This window comes from Xanthomonas sp. LMG 12461, assembly GCF_009192935.1.
GTDB lineage: Bacteria > Pseudomonadota > Gammaproteobacteria > Xanthomonadales > Xanthomonadaceae > Xanthomonas_A > Xanthomonas_A sontii.
Genome location: NZ_NQYT01000001.1, coordinates 89499 through 107170 on the forward strand (window position 1 = coordinate 89499; position 17672 = coordinate 107170).

Annotated in this window: 12 protein-coding genes and 1 pseudogene; 5 read left to right on the forward strand and 8 right to left on the reverse strand. The window is 71.7% G+C overall.

The features are described from left to right. Position 1: 1 nt before the first annotated feature. From CEK68_RS00335 to CEK68_RS00345, 3 genes are read left to right on the forward strand one after another with little or no spacing between them, the layout of a single operon-like run. Complete coding sequence (locus CEK68_RS00335) at positions 2 to 1039, forward strand: homoserine O-succinyltransferase (RefSeq protein ID WP_152238177.1); 1038 nt, start codon at positions 2 to 4, stop codon at positions 1037 to 1039. After that, a complete protein-coding gene (locus tag CEK68_RS00340; RefSeq protein ID WP_152238178.1) occupies positions 1036 to 2253 on the forward strand; it encodes an O-succinylhomoserine (thiol)-lyase in 1218 nt (405 codons plus the stop codon). The genes CEK68_RS00335 and CEK68_RS00340 overlap by 4 nt, the downstream gene beginning before the upstream one ends. Positions 2254 to 2279: 26 nt before the next feature. Continuing rightward, positions 2280 to 3335 (forward strand): homoserine dehydrogenase, encoded by a 1056-nt coding sequence (locus CEK68_RS00345; protein WP_152238207.1) that lies wholly within the window; start codon positions 2280 to 2282, stop codon positions 3333 to 3335. Between the two features lie 157 nt (positions 3336 to 3492). Here CEK68_RS00345 and CEK68_RS00350 read toward each other — a convergent pair whose 3' ends face one another. The 5 genes and pseudogenes from CEK68_RS00350 to CEK68_RS00365 all read right to left on the reverse strand — a co-directional run bounded on the left by CEK68_RS00350 (position 3493) and on the right by CEK68_RS00365 (position 11654). Further along, positions 3493 to 4812 carry a glycoside hydrolase family 18 protein gene (locus tag CEK68_RS00350; protein WP_226977707.1) on the reverse strand — a complete coding sequence of 440 codons (1320 nt, stop codon included), beginning with the start codon at positions 4810 to 4812 and terminating at the stop codon, positions 3493 to 3495. Positions 4813 to 5082: 270 nt separating this feature from the next. Beyond that, a pseudogene (locus tag CEK68_RS21440) lies at positions 5083 to 5544 on the reverse strand (Ig-like domain-containing protein); the annotation flags it as partial. 444 nt (positions 5545 to 5988) lie between these two features. Then, positions 5989 to 6999 (reverse strand): alpha/beta hydrolase, encoded by a 1011-nt coding sequence (locus CEK68_RS00355; protein ID WP_152238179.1) that lies wholly within the window; start codon positions 6997 to 6999, stop codon positions 5989 to 5991. 68 nt (positions 7000 to 7067) lie between these two features. Continuing rightward, the gene (locus tag CEK68_RS00360; protein WP_226977704.1) at positions 7068 to 10103 is read right to left on the reverse strand and encodes a ligand-binding sensor domain-containing diguanylate cyclase; all 3036 of its coding nucleotides are present in this window, start codon (positions 10101 to 10103) and stop codon (positions 7068 to 7070) included. A 168-nt stretch (positions 10104 to 10271) separates the two neighbouring features. Then, the gene (locus tag CEK68_RS00365; protein ID WP_017913648.1) at positions 10272 to 11654 is read right to left on the reverse strand and encodes an L-serine ammonia-lyase; all 1383 of its coding nucleotides are present in this window, start codon (positions 11652 to 11654) and stop codon (positions 10272 to 10274) included. Between the two features lie 87 nt (positions 11655 to 11741). Here CEK68_RS00365 and CEK68_RS00370 point away from each other — a divergent pair, with 87 nt between their 5' ends. Continuing rightward, the gene (locus CEK68_RS00370) at positions 11742 to 11981 is read left to right on the forward strand and encodes a glutaredoxin family protein (protein WP_017913647.1); all 240 of its coding nucleotides are present in this window, start codon (positions 11742 to 11744) and stop codon (positions 11979 to 11981) included. Between the two features lie 77 nt (positions 11982 to 12058). Here the strand turns inward: CEK68_RS00370 and CEK68_RS00375 are convergent, their stop codons facing one another. Genes CEK68_RS00375 through CEK68_RS00385 form a run of 3 tightly spaced genes read right to left on the reverse strand, consistent with a single transcriptional unit; the run spans position 12059 to position 13872 of the window. After that, the gene (locus CEK68_RS00375) at positions 12059 to 12628 is read right to left on the reverse strand and encodes a YceI family protein (RefSeq protein ID WP_152238181.1); all 570 of its coding nucleotides are present in this window, start codon (positions 12626 to 12628) and stop codon (positions 12059 to 12061) included. A gap of 12 nt (positions 12629 to 12640) precedes the next feature. Beyond that, positions 12641 to 13207: a cytochrome b gene (locus tag CEK68_RS00380; RefSeq protein WP_152238182.1), complete on the reverse strand. Its 567-nt coding sequence runs from the start codon at positions 13205 to 13207 to the stop codon at positions 12641 to 12643. Further along, the gene (locus tag CEK68_RS00385; protein ID WP_152238183.1) at positions 13204 to 13872 is read right to left on the reverse strand and encodes a YceI family protein; all 669 of its coding nucleotides are present in this window, start codon (positions 13870 to 13872) and stop codon (positions 13204 to 13206) included. Before CEK68_RS00385 ends, CEK68_RS00380 begins: the two co-directional genes overlap by 4 nt. A gap of 231 nt (positions 13873 to 14103) precedes the next feature. On the opposite strand from CEK68_RS00385, the gene CEK68_RS00390 reads away from it, so the two are divergent. Then, entirely contained in the window at positions 14104 to 17670 is a 3567-nt protein-coding gene (locus tag CEK68_RS00390; RefSeq protein ID WP_152238184.1) for an ATP-binding protein, read from the forward strand. Positions 17671 to 17672 lie beyond the last annotated feature (2 nt).

Below are 17672 nucleotides of genomic sequence, written 5' to 3' on the forward strand. Positions count from 1 at the left end.
CATGCGCCTCGTGAACTCGCCTGACCGCCCCACCTCCGCCATTCCGTCCCACGACCGCGTTGCCGCGCCGGCCGACGGCGTGCACGCGATGCGTGGCGAGATCGCGGTCGCGTTGCCGCTGCGCCACGCCGGTGTGCAACTGCTGCGCCTGCGCTACGAACTGAGCGGCCCGGCTGCCGCGCCGGTGGTGTTCGTCGCCGGCGGCATCTCCGCGCACCGCCATCTCGCCGCCAACGCCAGCTTTCCCGAGAAGGGCTGGGCGGAAGGCCTGGTCGGGCCGGGGCGGGCGCTGGATCCCACCCAGCGGCGGCTGCTGGCGTTCGATTTCGTCGGCGCCGACGGCAGCCTGGACGCGCCGATCGACAGTGCCGACCAGGCCGATGCCATCGCCGCGCTGCTGGACGCGCTGGACATCGCGCAGTTGCACGGGTTCGTCGGCTACTCCTACGGCGCGCTGGTCGGCCTGCAACTGGCGGTGCGGCATCCGCAGCGCCTGCAGAAGCTGATTGCGGTCAGCGGCGCGCACCGCGCGCATCCGTATGCCGCGGCCTGGCGCGCGCTGCAGCGCCGCGCCGTGGCACTGGGCCAGCTGCAATGCGCCGAGAGCCACGGGCTGTCGCTGGCGCGGCAGTTCGCGATGCTCAGCTACCGCACTCCGGAGGAGTTCGGCGAACGCTTCGACGCGGCGCCGGAAGTGATCAACGGCCGCGTCCGCGTCGCCGCCGAAGACTACCTGGACGCCGCCGGCGCGCAGTACGTGGCGCGCACCCAGGTCAACGCCTACCTGCGTCTGTCCGAATCCATCGACCTGCATCGCATCGAGCCGGCTGCCGTCGCCGTGCCCACCGTGGTGGTGGCGGTCGAGGGCGACCGCCTGGTGCCGCTGTCGGACCTGGTCACCCTGGTCGAAGGCCTGGGCCCGCGCGGCAGCCTGCGCGTGCTGCGTTCGCCCTACGGCCACGACGCCTTCCTGAAAGAAACCGATCGCATCGACGCGATTCTCGCCACCGCCCTTCGCCCCACCGGAGTTGCCGCATGAGCACTGCCCACGACACCGATCTGCCCTGTAGTGCCGCCACCGCCGCGGTCCGCGCCGGCATCGACCGCGACACCGCCTACGGCGCGGTGACCCCGCCGATCGTGCTGTCGTCGAACTTCAGCTTCGACGGCTTCGGCAACAAGCGCCAGTACGACTACACCCGCAGCGGCAACCCTACCCGCGACTTGCTCGGCGAAGCGCTGGCGGAACTGGAAGGCGGCGCCGGCGGGGTGATCACCGCCACCGGCATGGGCGCGATCAACCTGGTGCTCAATGCGCTGCTGCAGCCCGGCGACAAGCTGGTGGTGCCACACGATGCGTACGGCGGTAGCTGGCGGCTGTTCAACGCGTTGGCCAAGAAGGGCCATTTCGAGCTGATCACCGCCGACCTGACCGATCCGCGCTCGCTGGCCGATGCGTTGGCGCAGGCGCCGAAGCTGGTGCTGATCGAGACCCCGTCCAACCCGCTGCTGCGCATCACCGACCTGCGTTTCGTCATCGACGCCACGCACAAGGCCGGCGCGTTGGCGGTGGTCGACAACACCTTCCTGTCGCCGGCGCTGCAGACCCCGATCGCCTTCGGTGCCGACCTGGTGATCCACTCCACCACCAAGTACGTCAACGGCCACAGCGACGTGGTCGGTGGCGCGGTGATCGCGGCCGATGCCGAACTGCACCAGCAACTGGTGTGGTGGGCCAATGCGCTGGGCCTGACCGGCTCGCCGTTCGATGCGTTCCTGACCCTGCGCGGCCTGCGCACGCTGGACGCGCGCCTGCGCGCGCACCAGGAGAACGCGCAGGCCGTGGTGGACCTGCTGACCACGCACGCCGCGGTGCGCCAGGTGTACTACCCGGGCCTGGCCTCGCATCCGGGCCACGCGGTGGCGGCACGGCAGCAGCGCGGCTTCGGCGCGATGATCAGTTTCGAACTGGCCGGTGGCGAGGCCGAGGTGCGCGCCTTCGTCGATGGCCTGCGCTACTTCACCCTGGCCGAATCGCTGGGCGGCGTGGAGAGCCTGATCGCGCATCCGGCGACCATGACCCATGCGGCGATGACCGCCGAGGCGCGCGCCAAGGCCGGGATTTCCGACGGCCTGCTGCGCCTGTCGGTGGGCATCGAATCCAGTGCGGATCTGGTCGCCGACCTGCAGGCCGGCCTGCAGCGCGCGCAGCGCGCCGGCGAGGCGCTGGCCCGCAAACGGGTGGACGCGTGAGCAGCGGCCTGGCCGATGCGCCAGCGGTGCCGCTGCGTGCGGCACCCGTCGCGGCCACCGCGCGGCTGGGCCTGCTCGGCACCGGCACCGTCGGCCGCGCCTTCGTCGCGCGCTACCAGGCGCTGCAGCAGCGCCGCCCCGGCCTGCCGACCTTCGCCTGGCTGGCCAATTCGCGCACTGTTGCCGATTGCGCGGTGACGCCGGCGCACGCGCTGGCCGCGGCCAATGCTGCCGCGCGCACGGCGCAGGCGGTGACGTTGCCGGAGGACCTGGGCCGTGGCGACATCGTGGTCGACGCCACCGCCAGCGAGGCGGTGGCGCAGCGCCATGCCGAGTGGCTGCGGCGCGGCGTGCACGTGGTCACCGCCAACAAGCTCGGCCAGGGCGCCGCGCTGGCACGGGCCGAACAGATTCATGCCGCGCGGCATGCCGCCAGCACCCATTACGGCGACAGCGCCACGGTCGGCGCGGGATTGCCGTTGCTGAGCAGCCTGCGCGCGCTGGTCGCCGGCGGCGACCATATCCATGCGGTGGAGGGCGTGCTGTCCGGCTCCCTGGCCTGGCTGCTGCATCGCTACGACGGCCGCCGCGTCTTCTCCGCGTGCGTGCGCGAGGCCGCGGCCGCCGGCTACACCGAGCCCGATCCGCGCGAGGACCTGTCCGGCGAGGACGTGCGGCGCAAGCTGCTGATCCTGGCCCGTGCCGCCGGCCTGCCGTTGCGTGCCGAGCAGGTGCAGGTGGAGTCGCTGGTGCCGGCCACGCTGGCCACGGTGCCGCTGGCGCAACTGGATGCCGCACTCGAACAACTGGACGCGCCGCTGGCGGCGCGCCTGGCGCAGGCACAGGCCGCCGGCGCCTGCCTGCGCTTCGTCGGTCGCTTCGATGCGCACGGCGCCTCGGTGGGCCTGCGCGTGCTGCCGCTGACGCATCCATTGGCCAGCGGTGCCGGCACCGACAACCGCGTCGCCATCCACAGCGACCGCTACCTGCAGCAGCCGCTGCTGATCCAGGGGCCGGGTGCGGGCGCCGATGTCACCGCGGCGGCCTTGCTCGACGACGTGCTGCGGATCGCGGTGCGCTGAGCGAAGCGAACGACGCCCGCCATCATGTGCGGGCATCGCGGTTCGGACTGGGTCGATCCCGACGGCAGTCGGCGTGTGGGCAACGCTGCCTGCACGCCGATGCGTGCGGGTCACGCGGCGCGGCCGTCGCGCATTGCACGACGGCCGGCACCGCAGCTCATTGCAGGCCCTGGCCCATGGTCTTCAGCAACTCGCCCTGGTAGTCGCCGCTGAATTCCCAGAAGAACGCGCCGCCCAGGCCCTGGGTCTTGACGTAGTTCATCTTCTCGGTGACCAGCGCCGGGTTGTCGTAGCTCCAGAAGGTGCTGCCGTCGTACTTCCAGTGCGCATGCGCCTGCGCGTCGACATAGCTGGTGCCGGCGCGGCCGCGCAGCACCTTGTAGTCCTCGATGCCCGCCTCGTAGGTACCCGGTGCGGCGCTGCCGCTCTGGTACAGGCCGTGGTTGACGTTGGGCACGTTGGTCCAGCCGCGCCCGTAGAAGCCGATGCCGAGGTTGAGCTTGGCGGCGGGCACGCCACGGTCGAGGAAGGCCTGGATGGCGTCGTTGCTGTTGTAGTAGCGCTGGTCGCCGCTGGACGGATCGGCCGACGACTCGAACAAGGCGGAGTGATGGTTGGTCTGCGGATCCCAGGCGCCGTGGAAGTCGTAGGTCATCACGTTGAGGTAGTCCAGGTACGGCGCGTACAGGTTCGGGTCGGTGACCCGGATCTTGTCGATGCCGGCGCCGACCGCCACAGTCAGCAGCAGCCCCGGCCGCACCTGGTCGAGCTGGCGGCGGAACTCGGCCAGCAGCGCGGTGAAGTTCTGCCGGTCCTCCGCACTGCCGCAGGCGATGCCGCAGGCCACCGGATACTCCCAGTCGATGTCGATGCCGTCGAACACGCCGGCCGCGGCGGCGCTGCCGCCGGCGCCATCGGTGATCGGCAGGTTGCCGCGGATGTAGGCATCGATGCACGAGGCGACGAAGGCCTGGCGGTTCTCGGCGCGCGCGGCGCTGGAGAAGCCGCGCGACCAGGTCCAGCCGCCCAGCGAAATCAGCACCTTCAGCCCCGGGTGTGCGGCCTTGAGCTTCTTCAACTGGTTCCAGTTGCCGCGCAGCGGTTGGTCCCAGTTATCGCCCACGCCGTCCACGCTCTGCGCGGCGGAGAACGCCTTGGTGTAGTCGGCGAAGGCATCGCCGCCGGCGCCGGTGCTGCTGTCGGAGGGTTGGGTGACGCCGACTTCGCAGCGGTTGTTGCGGACATTGCCGAAGGCGTAGTTGATGTGGGTCAGGTAGCCGGCGGCGCCGCTGGTCTGGATGTCGCGCACCTGGTAGTTGCGGCCGTAGATGCCCCACTGGGTGAAGTAGCCGATCACGCGCTTGCTGCCGCCGGCGCTGGCGGGCAGGGTGCGCACGCTCAGCGTGGCGCTGCTGGCCGAGACGTTGCCGGCGTTGTCGCGGGCACGGACCGCGTAGGCGTACGCAGTGTCGGCGATCAGCGCCGAGTCGGTGTAGCCGGTGGTGCTGGAGGTGCCCACGCGATTGCCGTCGCGGAGGATGTCGTAGCCGGCCAGGCCGCTGCCGCCGGCGTTGTCGGAGGCGGCATTCCAGGTCAGGGTGATGGCGTTGCTGGCGCGCGTGGCGGCGGCCAGGCCGGTCGGCACGCTTGGGGCGGTGGTGTCGGTGGACGCTGCCGCGATGGTGATTGCGACGGCGGCCGAGGTGGTGCGGGCGCCGGCGTTGTCGGTGGCCACCGCGGTCAGGCTGTAGTCGCCGGCTGCCGCGCCGCTCCAGACCAGTGTGTACGGCGCGCCGCTGACGCTGCCCAGCGAGGTGCTGCCGCGGAAGAATTCGACCCGCGCCACGCTGCCGTCGGGATCGCTGGCCGATGCCTGCAAGGCGATGGTGGTGCCGACCGCGAAGCGGGTGCCGGTCGTGGGCGCGGTCATGGCCACGCTCGGTGGCTGGTTGCTCGAACTGCCATCGCAGGTGCCCAGGTCCTGGTACCAGCCGCAACTGGTGCAGTACGTCGGCGCGGTGTTCCAGATCGGACTGTTGGCGCGGTACAGGTGGCCGGCGTAGGTCAGGGTGTCGCCGGCGGCGTAGATGGTGGCCGGGTTCCAGGCGGCGACGCCGGTGCACGCGGCGGCCCAGGTCTGGCCGGGCGCGAGGCCGGCCAGGACGAGACAACAGAACAGCAACCACGATCCAGCGGATTTCGTGTTCATGGTGACGCCTCCGATGCGGTAGGTAGCGCGACTGAGGAGCGGCGGTGAGCCGCCATCTGGTTCCTTGAGTCCGATCACCCGGGGGCTTGGAGACGCGTGGCGCCGACGTCGTTTGACTCGCACGCGGACCGGGCACACGCAGGGTCCGAATGAGAAGACAACGTTGTCAACCGACAAATCCGACGAATGCGAGACAGATCCAGGATTGCTGCGATGACAACGTTTTCATGATTGTTCGATGCTGCGGTGCAGTGCGGGTGTGTCGAGTGCACCGAAGCGTGCGTGGTGCAGGGCGGGAGGCACACCGCCGAGCGGATACGTGCAGCGCGCGCTGCTTGTTGGCGCTGCCGCGGTGGCGCCGCGACGACCCGAGAGATTCCGCGGCAAGACGCGTTCGCGCCGCCGCGCAGGGTCAGTCACCGGACCTGTCGCGGGTGTGCGCGCTCAGGGCGCCTCGCCCAGTGCCTCGAGCAAGGCCGCATTGAAGCGCTGCGGCGCTTCCACCTGCGGCGAATGGCCGAGGTCGTCGAAGGCGACCAGGCGCGCGCCGGGAATCGCCGCAGCCGCGCGCTTGCCCAAGGCCGGGTAGTCGCCCAGGGTCGCCGCCAGCGCCGGTGGCGCCAGGTCCTTGCCGATCGCGGTCCGGTCGCGCTGGCCGATGAACAGGGTGGTCGGCACGCGCAGTTGCGGGAAGCGCTGCACCACCGGCTGGTTGAACACCATGTCCGAGGTCAGCGCCTGGTTCCAGGCCACGCGGTCGCCGCCGGGGCCGGCGTACAGGCCGGCCTGCATGCTCACCCAGCGGTCGTACTCGGGCTTCCACTGTCCGCCGTAGTAGACGGTCTGCTGGTACTGCTTGATCGAAGCCGCGTCGGTCTTGCGCTCCTTGGCGTACCAGGCATCGACGCTGCGCCACGGCACGCCGGCGGCCTTCCAGTCCTCCAGCCCGATCGGGTTGACCAGCAGCAGCTGGCTCACGTCCTGCGGGTACTGCAGTGCGTAGTGCGCGGCGAGCATGCCGCCCATCGAATGGCCGACGATCGCGGCGCGGGTCACGCCGGCCTGTTGCAGCAACGCATGGGTATTGGCCGCCAGTTGCGCGAAGGTGAACTGGTAGGCCTGCGGCTTGCTCGACTTGCAGAAGCCGATCTGGTCCGGCGCCAGCACCCGGTAGCCCTGTGCCACCAGCGCGGCGATGGTCGATTCCCAGGTCGCCGCGCAGAAGTTCTTGCCGTGCAGCAGCACCACGGTGCGGCCGTTCGGCGTGCCGGTCGGGGCCACATCCATGTACGCCATCTGCAGCGGCTGGCGCTGCGAGTCGAAGCGGTACCAGTGCACCGGATAGGGATAGGCGAAGCCTTCCAGTTGCGCGCCGTAGCGCGGCGGTGCGTCGGTGGCCGCGGCGGAGGCGGGCGGCGACAGGGCGAGGGCGGCGAGCAGCAGGCAGAGGCGCATGGGAGCGGGACGGCAGACGTGATGGGCCACGACCTTAGCCCGGCCTGCGCTTGCCAGGCGTCAACGCGTCACGCGGGCGGCGGCAGGCTGCCGCCGTTGTGCACCAGGGTCAGGCAGGCGTGGTGCTGCATCCGCGCGAGCGGTTCCTGCAGCGCGGCCAGCACCTGCTCGGCCTGCGCACCGAGCACCGGCCGGTACGCCGCCCAGCCGTTGCGGCCCTTGGCCTTGGCCTGGTACAGCGCACGGTCCGCCAGTACCAGCAGTTGTTCCCAGCCGAGCAGGTTGTCGGGGTCGTGCACGAACGGGAATTCCGCCAGCCCGATCGAGCAGGTGACCCGGCCCTGGCGGCCGTGGTCGAGCACGAAGGGGTGCGCGGCGACCGAGCGGCACAGTCGTTCGGCGGCCATGGTGAGATTCTCGCGCGGCGCCGAACGCAGCACCAGCAGGAACTCCTCGCCGCCCCAGCGCACCACGTAGTCGCTTTCGCGGGTCAGCCGCACCAGCAACTGCGCCATCTGCTGCAGCACCGCGTCGCCGGTGTGGTGGCCGCCGCTGTCGTTGATCGACTTGAAGTGGTCGATGTCGATCAGCGCGAACAGCATGCCCGAGGACAGCATGTCCTCGTCGTTGGCGGCCATGCGCCGGTACAGCGCGATGTCGCTGGGGATGTGCAGCGACAGGTAGCGGCGGTTGCGCAACTGGGTCAGCTCGTCGGTGAAGCTGGCCTCCTGCAGGCGCTGGTTGGCCGCCTGCAGCGCCTGGGTGCGTTCGCGCACCTGGCGTTCGAGGATGTCGCGCTGGCGCCGGTTGTGCAGCCGCGCCAGGGCCACCGCGCACAGCAGCAGGGCGAACGCGCCCAGCGTCAGCAGCAGCCTGTAGAACGGGGTTTCCTGGAAGCGCAGCGCGATCCGCAGCGGCAGCCGCGCCGGCGCGGCCGCCCACACGCCGGCGTTGTTGCTGCCGGTGACTTCGAAGACGTAGTCGCCGCCGGGCAGGTTGGTGTAGCTGACCGCGCGCTGGCGGATGTCGTCGAGGGTGCGCCAGCCGCGGTCGTAGCCGAGCAGGCGATAGCGCAGCTCGACGTTCTGCGGCGCCTGGAACGAGGCGGCGGTGAACTCGAAGTCGAGGTCGCGCGCGCCTTCCGGCAGCGGTGCGGGCAGCGCCTGCGGCGTCAGCCACTGGCCCAGCGCACGCACCCGCTCCACCACCGGCTGCGGCGCCACCGGATTCTTGACGATGCCGGCGGTGTCCAGCGCGACCACGCCGTCGCGGCTGGGCAGCCACAGCGCGCCGTGCTCGATGAAGCCCTTGCCGTTGCCGGCGCCGTTGCAGCACATGCCCTGCACGCCGCCATGGCGCTGCGCGCGCTCGGTGAGCATCAGTTCGGCGTTCAGCGGCGCCTGTGGCGACGCCGCATGGCGCAGCAGGTCGGCCAGGCGCACGCGGTAGACCCCGCGCAGGCCGGCCACCCAGATCGCGCCGCGGCCGTCGTCGGCGATGAAGAACGCGGCGTTCACCGGCAGCCCGTCCTGTTCCCCGAACGCGTACCAGTGCGCGCCGTCGAACAGCCACAACTGCTCGTTGAGGGTGCCGACCAGCCATTGCCCGCCGGGCAGCTCGTGGATCGCGGTGACGTCGGCGCTGGCCAGCGCCGAGCCCGGCGGCGCCAGCGCGACCAGGCGCTCGCCGCGCAGTGCGTACAGGCCCGACTGCGCGCCGACCAGCAAACGCCCGTCGCGGGTCTCGTGGATCAGGCGGATGCGCGGATCGCGCAGGCCCTCGGCCGTGCCGTAGTGGCGCAGCCGCGTGCCGTCGGCGCGGAACAGGCCGTCGGTGCTGGCGAACCACAGCCGCTGCGCGCGATCGCGGACGATCCCGCTGATCTGCAGGTCGCGCAGCGGCGTCAGCCAGTCCGGCTGGCTGAGCCGGCCGTCGCGGTACAGGGCGGCGCCATGGCGGGTGCCGATCCACAGCTGGCCGGGTTCGGCCAGTAAGGTATAGGGCGCCTCGTTGTGCAACTGCGCCAGGCTCAGGCGCGGTTGGTAGCGGCCATCGCGCAGCTGCGACAGGCCGCTGTCGGTGCCGACCCACAGCGATCCGTCCGGATCGCGCGCCAGGGTCCACACCAGCGCGTCGTCCAGCCCTTCGTGGGTGCTGTAGCGTCGGGTCCAGCCGTTCCACAGCCGGGTTGCGCCGTTCCAGCTGCTGCCCAGCCACAGGTTGCGCTCGCGGTCCTCGAAGATGGCGTTGACGCCGACGTTCGGCTTGTTTTCCGGGTTGCGTTCGACGATGGCGCCATCGCGCACGCGCAGCAGCGCGCCGGGCTGTCCCACCCACAGGTTGCGGTCGCTGTCCTCGAACAGGGCCTGCACGGCGCGCCGGCTGGTCCCGGTCGGGTCGGGCAGCCATTGCCAGCGCCCGTCGCGGCGCAGCAGCAGTCCGTCGCGGGTGCCGGCCCAGAGCGTGCCTTGTGCCTCCAGCAGATGCTGCACCGGCACCGCTGCGGCCTCCTGCGGCAACGGCAGCGACACCGGCGCGTCCTGGCCGGCGACGAAGCGCAGCACTTCGCCACGCGTGCCCACCCACAGCGCGTCGGCGCGCGGCAGCAGCGTGTAGGCGCCGCCGGCGATGCGGTGGCGCAGCTGCAGGCGATCGCCCTGCACCGCGTAGACGCCATCCTGCGCCGCGACCAGCACGCTGCCGTGTGCGTCGGTCGCGATCGCTTCGATATTGAGCAGCGGCGCCTGCGGGTCCTGCGGCAGCACCGTGGTGAAGCGTCCATCGCGGTAGCGCGACAGGCCGCGGTAGGTACCGATCCACAGCGTGCCGGCGGCGTCCGCGTGCAGCGCCTTGATCAGGTTGCCGGGCAGATGCGCCGGCGCGCCCTCGTTGAACGAGGTCATGCGCACGCCGTCGAAGCGGGTCAGCCCGCCCATCGTGCCGATCCACAGATAGCCCTGGCGGTCCTGGGCGAACGCCTGCACGCTCAGCTGCGGCAGGCCCTGGTCCAGCCCCCAGCCTTCGCGCTCGTAGTGATGGAACTGCTTGTCCGGCTGCAGTGCCCGCGCCTGCGGCACACATGCGCTCCACGCTGTCGAGAGCATGGCCAGCTGTAGCGCCAGCAGGCGCCAGGAGGCGTGTGGAAACCGCAAGCGCATGCCCATGCCGGATCGGCCGACGTCTCTGTCGTTAGCGGCAACGCCGCGCGGATCTTGATGCGCGCGGCAGCGAGGACGCTGGTGATCACCCGGGCCAGCGTCCATCGGGCTGGCTCAGCACTCGATGACGTTCACCGCCAGCCCGCCGCGGCTGGTTTCCTTGTACTTGTCCTGCATGTCGCGGCCGGTGTCGCGCATGGTGCGGATCACCTTGTCCAGCGACACCTTGTGCTTGCCGTCGCCGCGCATCGCCATGCGGCTGGCGTTGATCGCCTTGACCGCGCCCATCGCGTTGCGCTCGATGCACGGGATCTGCACCAGGCCGCCGATCGGGTCGCAGGTCAGGCCGAGGTTGTGCTCCATGCCGATCTCGGCCGCGTTCTCGATCTGCCCCGGCTTGCCGCCGAGCGCGGCGACCAGGCCGCCGGCGGCCATCGAGCAGGCCACGCCGACCTCGCCCTGGCAGCCGACCTCGGCGCCGGAAATGGAGGCGTTTTCCTTGTACAGGATGCCGATCGCCGCGGCGGTGAGCAGGAAGTCGAACACGCGCTGTTCGTCGGCGCCGGGGCAGAAGCGGTCGAAGTAGTGCAGCACCGCCGGGATGATCCCGGCCGCGCCGTTGGTGGGCGCGGTGACCACGCGACCGCCGGCGGCGTTCTCTTCGTTGACCGCCAGCGCGTACAGGTTGACCCAGTCCAGCGTGGTCAGCGGATCGCGCATCGCCGCTTCCGGCTTGGACGACAGCTCGCGGTACAGCGCCGGCGCGCGCCGCGACACGTGCAGGCCGCCGGGCAGGGTGCCTTCCTCGCGAATGCCGCGGGTCACGCAGGCCTGCATCGCGCCCCAGATCTCGCGCAGGCCGGCGCGGATCTCGTCCTCGCTGCGCCAGCACTTCTCGTTCTCGAACATCAGCGCGGCGATGCTCAGGCCGCTGCGCGCGGCCTGTGCCAGCAGCTCGTCGCCGCTCTTGAACGGGTAGGGCAGCGGCGTCTCGTCGGCGACGATGCGGTCGTCGGCGGCGTCGTCCTGGTTGACCACGAACCCGCCGCCGACCGAGTAGTAGTCGCGCGTGGCGATGACTTCGTCGTTGGCGGCGTAGGCGGTGAAGCGCATGCCGTTGGTGTGGTACGGCAGCTTCTGTCGCTTGTTCATCGCCAGGTCGCGCTTCTCGTCGAAGGCGATCTCGTGCCGGCCGAGCAGGTTGATGCGTTTGCTGCTGCGGATGCGCTCCAGCGCACCGGGGATGATATCCGGATCGATCAGGTTCGGGCGCTGGCCTTCCAGGCCCAGCAGCACCGCCTTGTCGGTGCCATGGCCGCGCCCGGTCAGGGCCAGCGAGCCGAACACTTCGGCACGCAGGCGCACCACGTCCTGCAGGCGGCCCTGGTCGAACAGCCAGCGGTGCACGAAGCGCTCGGCGGCGCGCATCGGCCCCACCGTGTGCGAGGAACTCGGCCCGATGCCGATCTTGAACAGGTCGAAGGTGCTGACAGCCATGCGCGTGCCGAGGGGGTGGGCGAAAGACCGTCTATTCTATGCTTCCGGCGCGCGGCCCAGGTCCGCAGCGCAGCATAGGACGCGAGCATGTCCCTGACCCTGTACCAGCGCGACGACTGCCATCTGTGCGACCAGGCCCTGCAGGTGCTGGCGCAGGCGCGCGTGGCCGAGCCGGACAGCGTGTTCATCGACGACGACGCGACACTGGAGGCGCGCTACGGGGTGCGCGTGCCGGTGCTGCGCGCCGCCGACGGGCGCGAGCTGGACTGGCCGTTCGATGTTGCCGGCGTGCGCGCCTGGCTGGCGGCGTCGGCCGAATGCGCGTGAGCCGCGCATAAAAAAAGCGGCGGACCCGACGAGGAAATCCGCCGCTCAGCGGCCGCGCGCCCGCGGCCTGTGGCGAATCACTTCGCCTTGAACACCACCTTGGTGCTGATCGCGGTTTCGTTGGGAATGGTCTTGGTGTCGGCCCAGTCGCCGCCGCCCACGCCGAAGTCCAGGCGCTTCACGGTGGCCTTGCCGGCCAGCACCGGCTGCGCGCCCGGGGTCCAGGTGAAGGTCAGGGTCACCGGCTTGGACACGCCGCGCAGTTCCAGGGTGCCGTCGGCGGCGAACTGGTTGTTGCCCAGCGCGCGGAACTTGTCGGCGCGGTAGTGCGCGGTGGCGAACTTGGCCACGTCGAAGAAATCCGCGCCCTGCAGGGTGGAGTCGCGGTCGGTGTTGCCGCTCTTGGCGCCGGCCAGCGGGATGCTGACGTCGAGCTTGGCGCCGGCCAGGTTGGCCGGGTCGAAGCTGAGCTTGGTGTCGAAGCCGGGGAACTGGCCGGTGAACACTTCGCCGTCGTACTTGCTGGCGAACACCAGGGTGGAGCCGGGGGCCTGCACATAGTCCGCGGCCTGCACCGCGGGGGCGGCGGCGAGCAGGGCCACCAGACTGGCGGCGACGGCGGCGGGGGACGCGAAACGGGTCGACATCGAAACAGCTCCTCAGGACTTGGGGGTGAGCCAGCCGCGCGGCAACATCCGCGCCAGGGTGGCATCGCGTTGGAACAGGTGGTGGTAGAAGGCGGCGCCGGCATGCGCCAGGACCACCGCGATCAGCAGCCAGAAGCCCCATTCGTGCACCGTATGCGAGAGGTCGCGCAGGTGCTCGTTCGGGGCGCTGAGCTTGGGCACCGCGATCAGGCCGAACCAGCGGAATGGGCGCAGGCCGCTGGCGGAGTCGTACAGCCAGCCGGACAGCGGGATGGCGAAGATCATCACGTACAGCAAGGCGTGGGTGGCGTCGGCGATGCGTTCCTGCCAGCCGGGGGTGCCCGGCACCGACTTGGGCGCGCCGGCGTACAGGCGCCAGCCGAGCCGCACGATCACCAGCGCCAGCACGGTCAGGCCCAGCGACTTGTGCGCGGTGTAGACCCAGAAATACTTGGGCGTCTTCGGCAGTTCGCCCATGGTCAGGCCGACCACGCCGAGCAGCAGGATCAGGGCGGCGATCAGCCAGTGCAGGGTCTGGCTGACGCTGCCCCAGCGGTCGGGGGTATTGCGGGCGCTCATGGCGTGCCGCCCTGCGCCGCCGGCGCGGTGGGGGTGTCGGTGGGAGCGGCAGGCGGAGTACCCGGCGCCGGATCCGGTTCGGCCTTGGCGCCGCCCTCGCGGGTGGCCTCGGCCTCGATGCGCAGTTCCACCGTGCCGCCGATCACCGACGGCCAGGAACTGATGCCGAAGTCGGCGCGCTGCAGCGTGGTGGTGGCGGAGAAGCCGGCGGTGCGACGGAACGGCGGCAGCGGATGACGCTTCACTGCGTTCAGGGTCACGTCCAGGGTCACCTCGCGGGTGACGCCGTGCAGCGTCAGCTGCCCGATCACCTTGGCGTGCTGCGCGTCGATCGGCTCGACGCGGGTGGAGACGAACTGCGCTTCCGGGTAGTGCTCGCCGTCGAGCAGGTTGTGCGCCAGCGCGGCGCGGTTCCACTTCTCGTCGCCCAGGTCCAGCCGCTGCAACGGCACTCGCGCCTGCAGCCGTGCGCTGCGCCAGTCGTCCGGGTCGAACACCAGGGTGCCGGTACTGCCGGACACGGTGCCCAGCGCCTTGGAGAATCCGGCGTGCTCGATCGCGAACAGCACCCGTGTGTGCACCGGGTCCAGCGCGTACTGCGCCGGCGCGGCCAGGGCGGCGCCCGGCAAGGCCAGCAGAAGGGCCACGAGAGAGGGTCTGAACATGGAGCGGGGCCGCGCTGGGAGGTCGCCGGATTCTAGTCACAGTCCGGGCCGGCTGCGTACCTGCGGCGCGTAACGGTTCGTTGCGCGCGGTGGCAGGTGTGATTTTTCCGCGGCCGCGGGGTATAAGAACGCTGCCGCGGCGAGCGGCATACGGAGCGGGCGCGCCGCGCGTCCGGCCCCGGCAGTGCGCCGGTGTTCATCCGCCGACGTCCTTTGCCGGAGCCGATGTCCATGCCCATCCCGCATCCCCCACGCCTGTGGCGCTGCTGGGGGCTGGCCTGTCTGTTGGCGCTGGCCGCCGTGTGCGCCGATGCCAGTGCCGCGGTGCCGGAACTGCCGCGCTTCCGGGTGTTCTCCGGCGAGCAGGGGCTGCCGTCCAGCGATATCTCCGGGTTGCAGCTGGACCGCGACGGCTATCTGTGGATCGCCAGCGGCGATGGCCTGGCCCGCTACGACGGGCGCGAGTTCCGGGTCTGGCGCCACGATCCGGCCGATCCCGCCTCGTTGCGCTGCAACTACGTGCAGGACCTGCACATCGACGCGCGCGACCGCATCTGGGTGGCCTGCGAGGGCGGCGGCCTGAGCATGCTCGGCGCGGACCGGCGCGGCTTCCGCCACTTCAACATGGCCACGCAGCCGGCGATGCGCAGCGACGACGTGTTCGCCATCGCCAGCCGCGGCGACGCGGTGTACTTCGGCACCTACCGCGGCGGCCTGTACCGGCTGGGCGGCGACGGCCGCGTGCAGCGCATCCGCGCCGGCGATCCGGCGGTGGACGCGCTGCTCGACAGCGCCGTGCTGACCCTGGCCTTCGACGATGCCGGGGTGCTGTGGGTGGGCACCTTCAAGGGCCTGGTGCGCTACGACGGCCGCCACGCCAGCGCCTACCGCATCGACGACGGCATGCCGCAGGAGGAGCAGGTGATCATGTCGATCACCCGGCTCAGCGATGGCCTGTGGTTCAGCGGCAACACCGGCCTGTTCCGCCGCGACCGCGCCGGGCGCTGGTTGCGTGCGGACTGGATCGGCGCGCTGCATCGCGCGGCCAACGCGATCGCCGAGGACGGCGCCGGCGGCTACTGGCTCGGCAACGGCGAAGGCCTGTGGCACAAGCCGGCCGACGGGCCGGCGCGGCGGGTGGACACCGGCGGCGCGGCGGTGTCCGGCGCCAGCGTGGTGGAGACCGTGCTGCGCGACCGCGAGGGCGGCCTGTGGGTGCCGCTGCCGACGCGCGGCCTGGGCTATCTGCGTCCGGACTGGCGCCGCCTGGCGGTGCTGGGCACCGCGCAGGGCCTGCCCGCCGACCAGTATGTCGGCCTGGCGCCGGCGCGCGCCGGCGGCGTGTGGCTGCTCGGCTCCGGCGCCAGCGTGTTTCGCCTCGACACCACCAGCGGTGCGCTGAGCGCGCCGCAGTGGGCCAACGGTGCGCCGAGCGGGCGCTTGCTGTCGGTGCTGGACGACCCGCGCGGGGCGTTGTGGATGGGGGGCAGCAGCACGCTGCTGCGCGGCCCGCTGGACGGGGGCAGCCTGCAGCGCTGGACCCGCGCCGCCGGCGAGGCCGATCCGATCCCGGACGGCACGCTGGCCTGGCTGCAACTGGACGCACGCCAGCGGCTGTGGATCGCCGCGCCGGGCTACGGCGTGCAGGTGCGCGATGGCGACGGCCATGTGCTGCAGAACCTCCCCGGCGGCCAGCACGGCCTGGCCGGCACCGACATCGCGGCGTTCGCGATGGCGCCGGACGGCACGCCGTGGGTGGCCGCCGAACAGTTCCAGCACTGGGACGGCGCGGCCGGGCAATTCCGCACGCCGCCGGAACTGGCCGGCGAGAAGGTGCAGTCGTTCGCCTTCGCCGACGCGCGCACGCTGTGGGTGCACCGGCTGTCCGGGCTGGAACTGTGGCGGCGCACCGGCGCGCACTGGCAGCGCAGCCAGCGCTACGCGGTGGCCGACGGGCTGCCGGCCACCGAGTCCAGCGCGCTGGTCGCCGATTCGCAGGGGCGCGCTTGGCTGGGCATGCGCCGTGGCCTGTTCCGGGTCGATCCGCGGCGCACGCCGGCGGTGCGCGCGTTCGGCACCCGCGACGGACTCGGCAGCCAGGAACTGGTGCGGCGCGGCCTGCTGATGACCGCCGACGGCGTGCTGGTGGCGGCCGCCGCGGACGGCAGCGTGGCGCTGCTGGACACGCAGCAGCCGGATCCGGATCCGGTGCCGCTGGCGCTGAGCATGGAGAGCGTGCAGGTGCGGCGCGGCCCACAACTGCTGACGCTGCCGACGCGCGGCGACTTCACCCTGCGCTCGGACGACCGCGACCTGCGCGTGGCGGTGCGGCTGCTGTCCTACATCGATCCGGAACACATCGTCTACCGGTTCCGCCTGCCGGGTTACGACCGCGACTGGGTCAGCACCGGCGCCAGCGGCGAACGCACCCTGCCGCAGCTGCCCGACGGCGCGCAGGTGCTGGAGATCCAGGCGCGCACCCGCAACGGCGCCTGGTCGCCGACGCTGCGCCTGCCGTTCCGGGTGCAGCCGCCGTGGTGGCGCAGCGTCTGGGGCATCATCGGGCTGCTCGCCGCGGCCGGCCTGCTGCTGCTGATGTCGCTGCGCGCCTACCGGCGCCGCCTGGGTCGCCAGCACGCCTGGGAACTGGCCCTGCACAAGCAGGAACTGGCCGAGCAGGCCTCCCTGGCCAAGACCCGCTTCCTGGCCACGCTCGGCCACGAGGTGCGCACGCCGCTGACCGGGGTGCTGGGCATGAGCGAGCTGCTGCTGGCCACGCCGTTGGACCCCAAGCAGCGCGGCTATACCGAGTCGATCCGCCGCGCCGGCACCCACCTGCTGCACCTGGTCAACGACGCGCTGGACCTGGCGCGGATCGAGGCCGGGCGCCTGCGCCTGGAGTCGCAGCCGTTCGCGCTGCAGGCGCTGATCGCCGAAGTGGTCAACCTGATGGCGCCGCTGGCGCAGGCGCGCGGGCTGCGCTTCGATCTGCACGACGGCATGCCCGGCGCGACCACGGTGGAAGGCGATGCGCTGCGGGTGCGGCAGATCCTGCTGAACCTGCTCGGCAACGCGATCAAGTTCACCAGCAGCGGCTCGGTGGCGCTGAAGGTGGCGCCGGGGCAGGACGGCCAGGGGTTGTGCATCGAGGTGGCCGATACCGGCCCGGGCATCGGCAGCGAGCAGCAGGCGCGGCTGTTCCAGCGCTTCGAACAGGGCGACAGCCCGCGCACCGCGGTGCGCCAGGGCGGCAGCGGCCTGGGCCTGGCGATCAGCCAGGAACTGGCGATGGCGATGGGCGGGCGCATCCAGGTCGAGAGCCGGCTGGGGCATGGCGCGCGTTTCCGCGTGGGCCTGCCGCTGCGCTGGCGTCCGGCGCAGGAACCGGCGGCGGTCCCGGCGCCGGCACCGCGGGCGCGCACCGCGCTGCGCATCCTGCTGGTCGAGGACGAACCGACCGTGGCCCAGGTGATGGTCGAACTGCTGCGCGGCCGCGGCCATCAGGTGACCTGGGCCGCGCACGGCCTGGAGGCGCTGACCGAAGCCAGCCAGGGCAGCTTCGACATCGGCCTGCTCGACCTGGACCTGCCGGCGCTCGACGGCCTGGCGCTGGCGCGGCAGTTGCGTGCGCTGGGCCATGGCTTCCCGCTGCTGGCGGTGACCGCGCGCTCCGACGGCGAGGCCGAGGCCGCCGCGCGCGCCGCCGGATTCGCCGGGTTCGTGCGCAAGCCGGTCACCGGGCAGATGCTGGAAGGGGCCATCGACGCGGTGCTGGACGGGGCGCCGCCGCCGCTCTGAGT

Bases quoted from the DNA above. Each gene is read 5' to 3' on its own strand.
- CEK68_RS00335 (WP_152238177.1), top strand. From the start codon at position 2: ATGCGCCTCGTGAACTCGCCTGACCGCCCCACCTCCGCCATTCCGTCC.
- CEK68_RS00340 (WP_152238178.1), top strand. From the start codon at position 1,036: ATGAGCACTGCCCACGACACCGATCTGCCCTGTAGTGCCGCCACCGCC.
- CEK68_RS00355 (WP_152238179.1), bottom strand. From the start codon at position 6,999: ATGCGCCTCTGCCTGCTGCTCGCCGCCCTCGCCCTGTCGCCGCCCGCC.
- CEK68_RS00360 (WP_226977704.1), bottom strand. From the start codon at position 10,103: ATGCTCTCGACAGCGTGGAGCGCATGTGTGCCGCAGGCGCGGGCACTG.
- CEK68_RS00365 (WP_017913648.1), bottom strand. From the start codon at position 11,654: ATGGCTGTCAGCACCTTCGACCTGTTCAAGATCGGCATCGGGCCGAGT.
- CEK68_RS00370 (WP_017913647.1), top strand. From the start codon at position 11,742: ATGTCCCTGACCCTGTACCAGCGCGACGACTGCCATCTGTGCGACCAG.
- CEK68_RS00375 (WP_152238181.1), bottom strand. From the start codon at position 12,628: ATGTCGACCCGTTTCGCGTCCCCCGCCGCCGTCGCCGCCAGTCTGGTG.
- CEK68_RS00380 (WP_152238182.1), bottom strand. From the start codon at position 13,207: ATGAGCGCCCGCAATACCCCCGACCGCTGGGGCAGCGTCAGCCAGACC.
- CEK68_RS00385 (WP_152238183.1), bottom strand. From the start codon at position 13,872: ATGTTCAGACCCTCTCTCGTGGCCCTTCTGCTGGCCTTGCCGGGCGCC.
- CEK68_RS00390 (WP_152238184.1), top strand. From the start codon at position 14,104: ATGCCCATCCCGCATCCCCCACGCCTGTGGCGCTGCTGGGGGCTGGCC.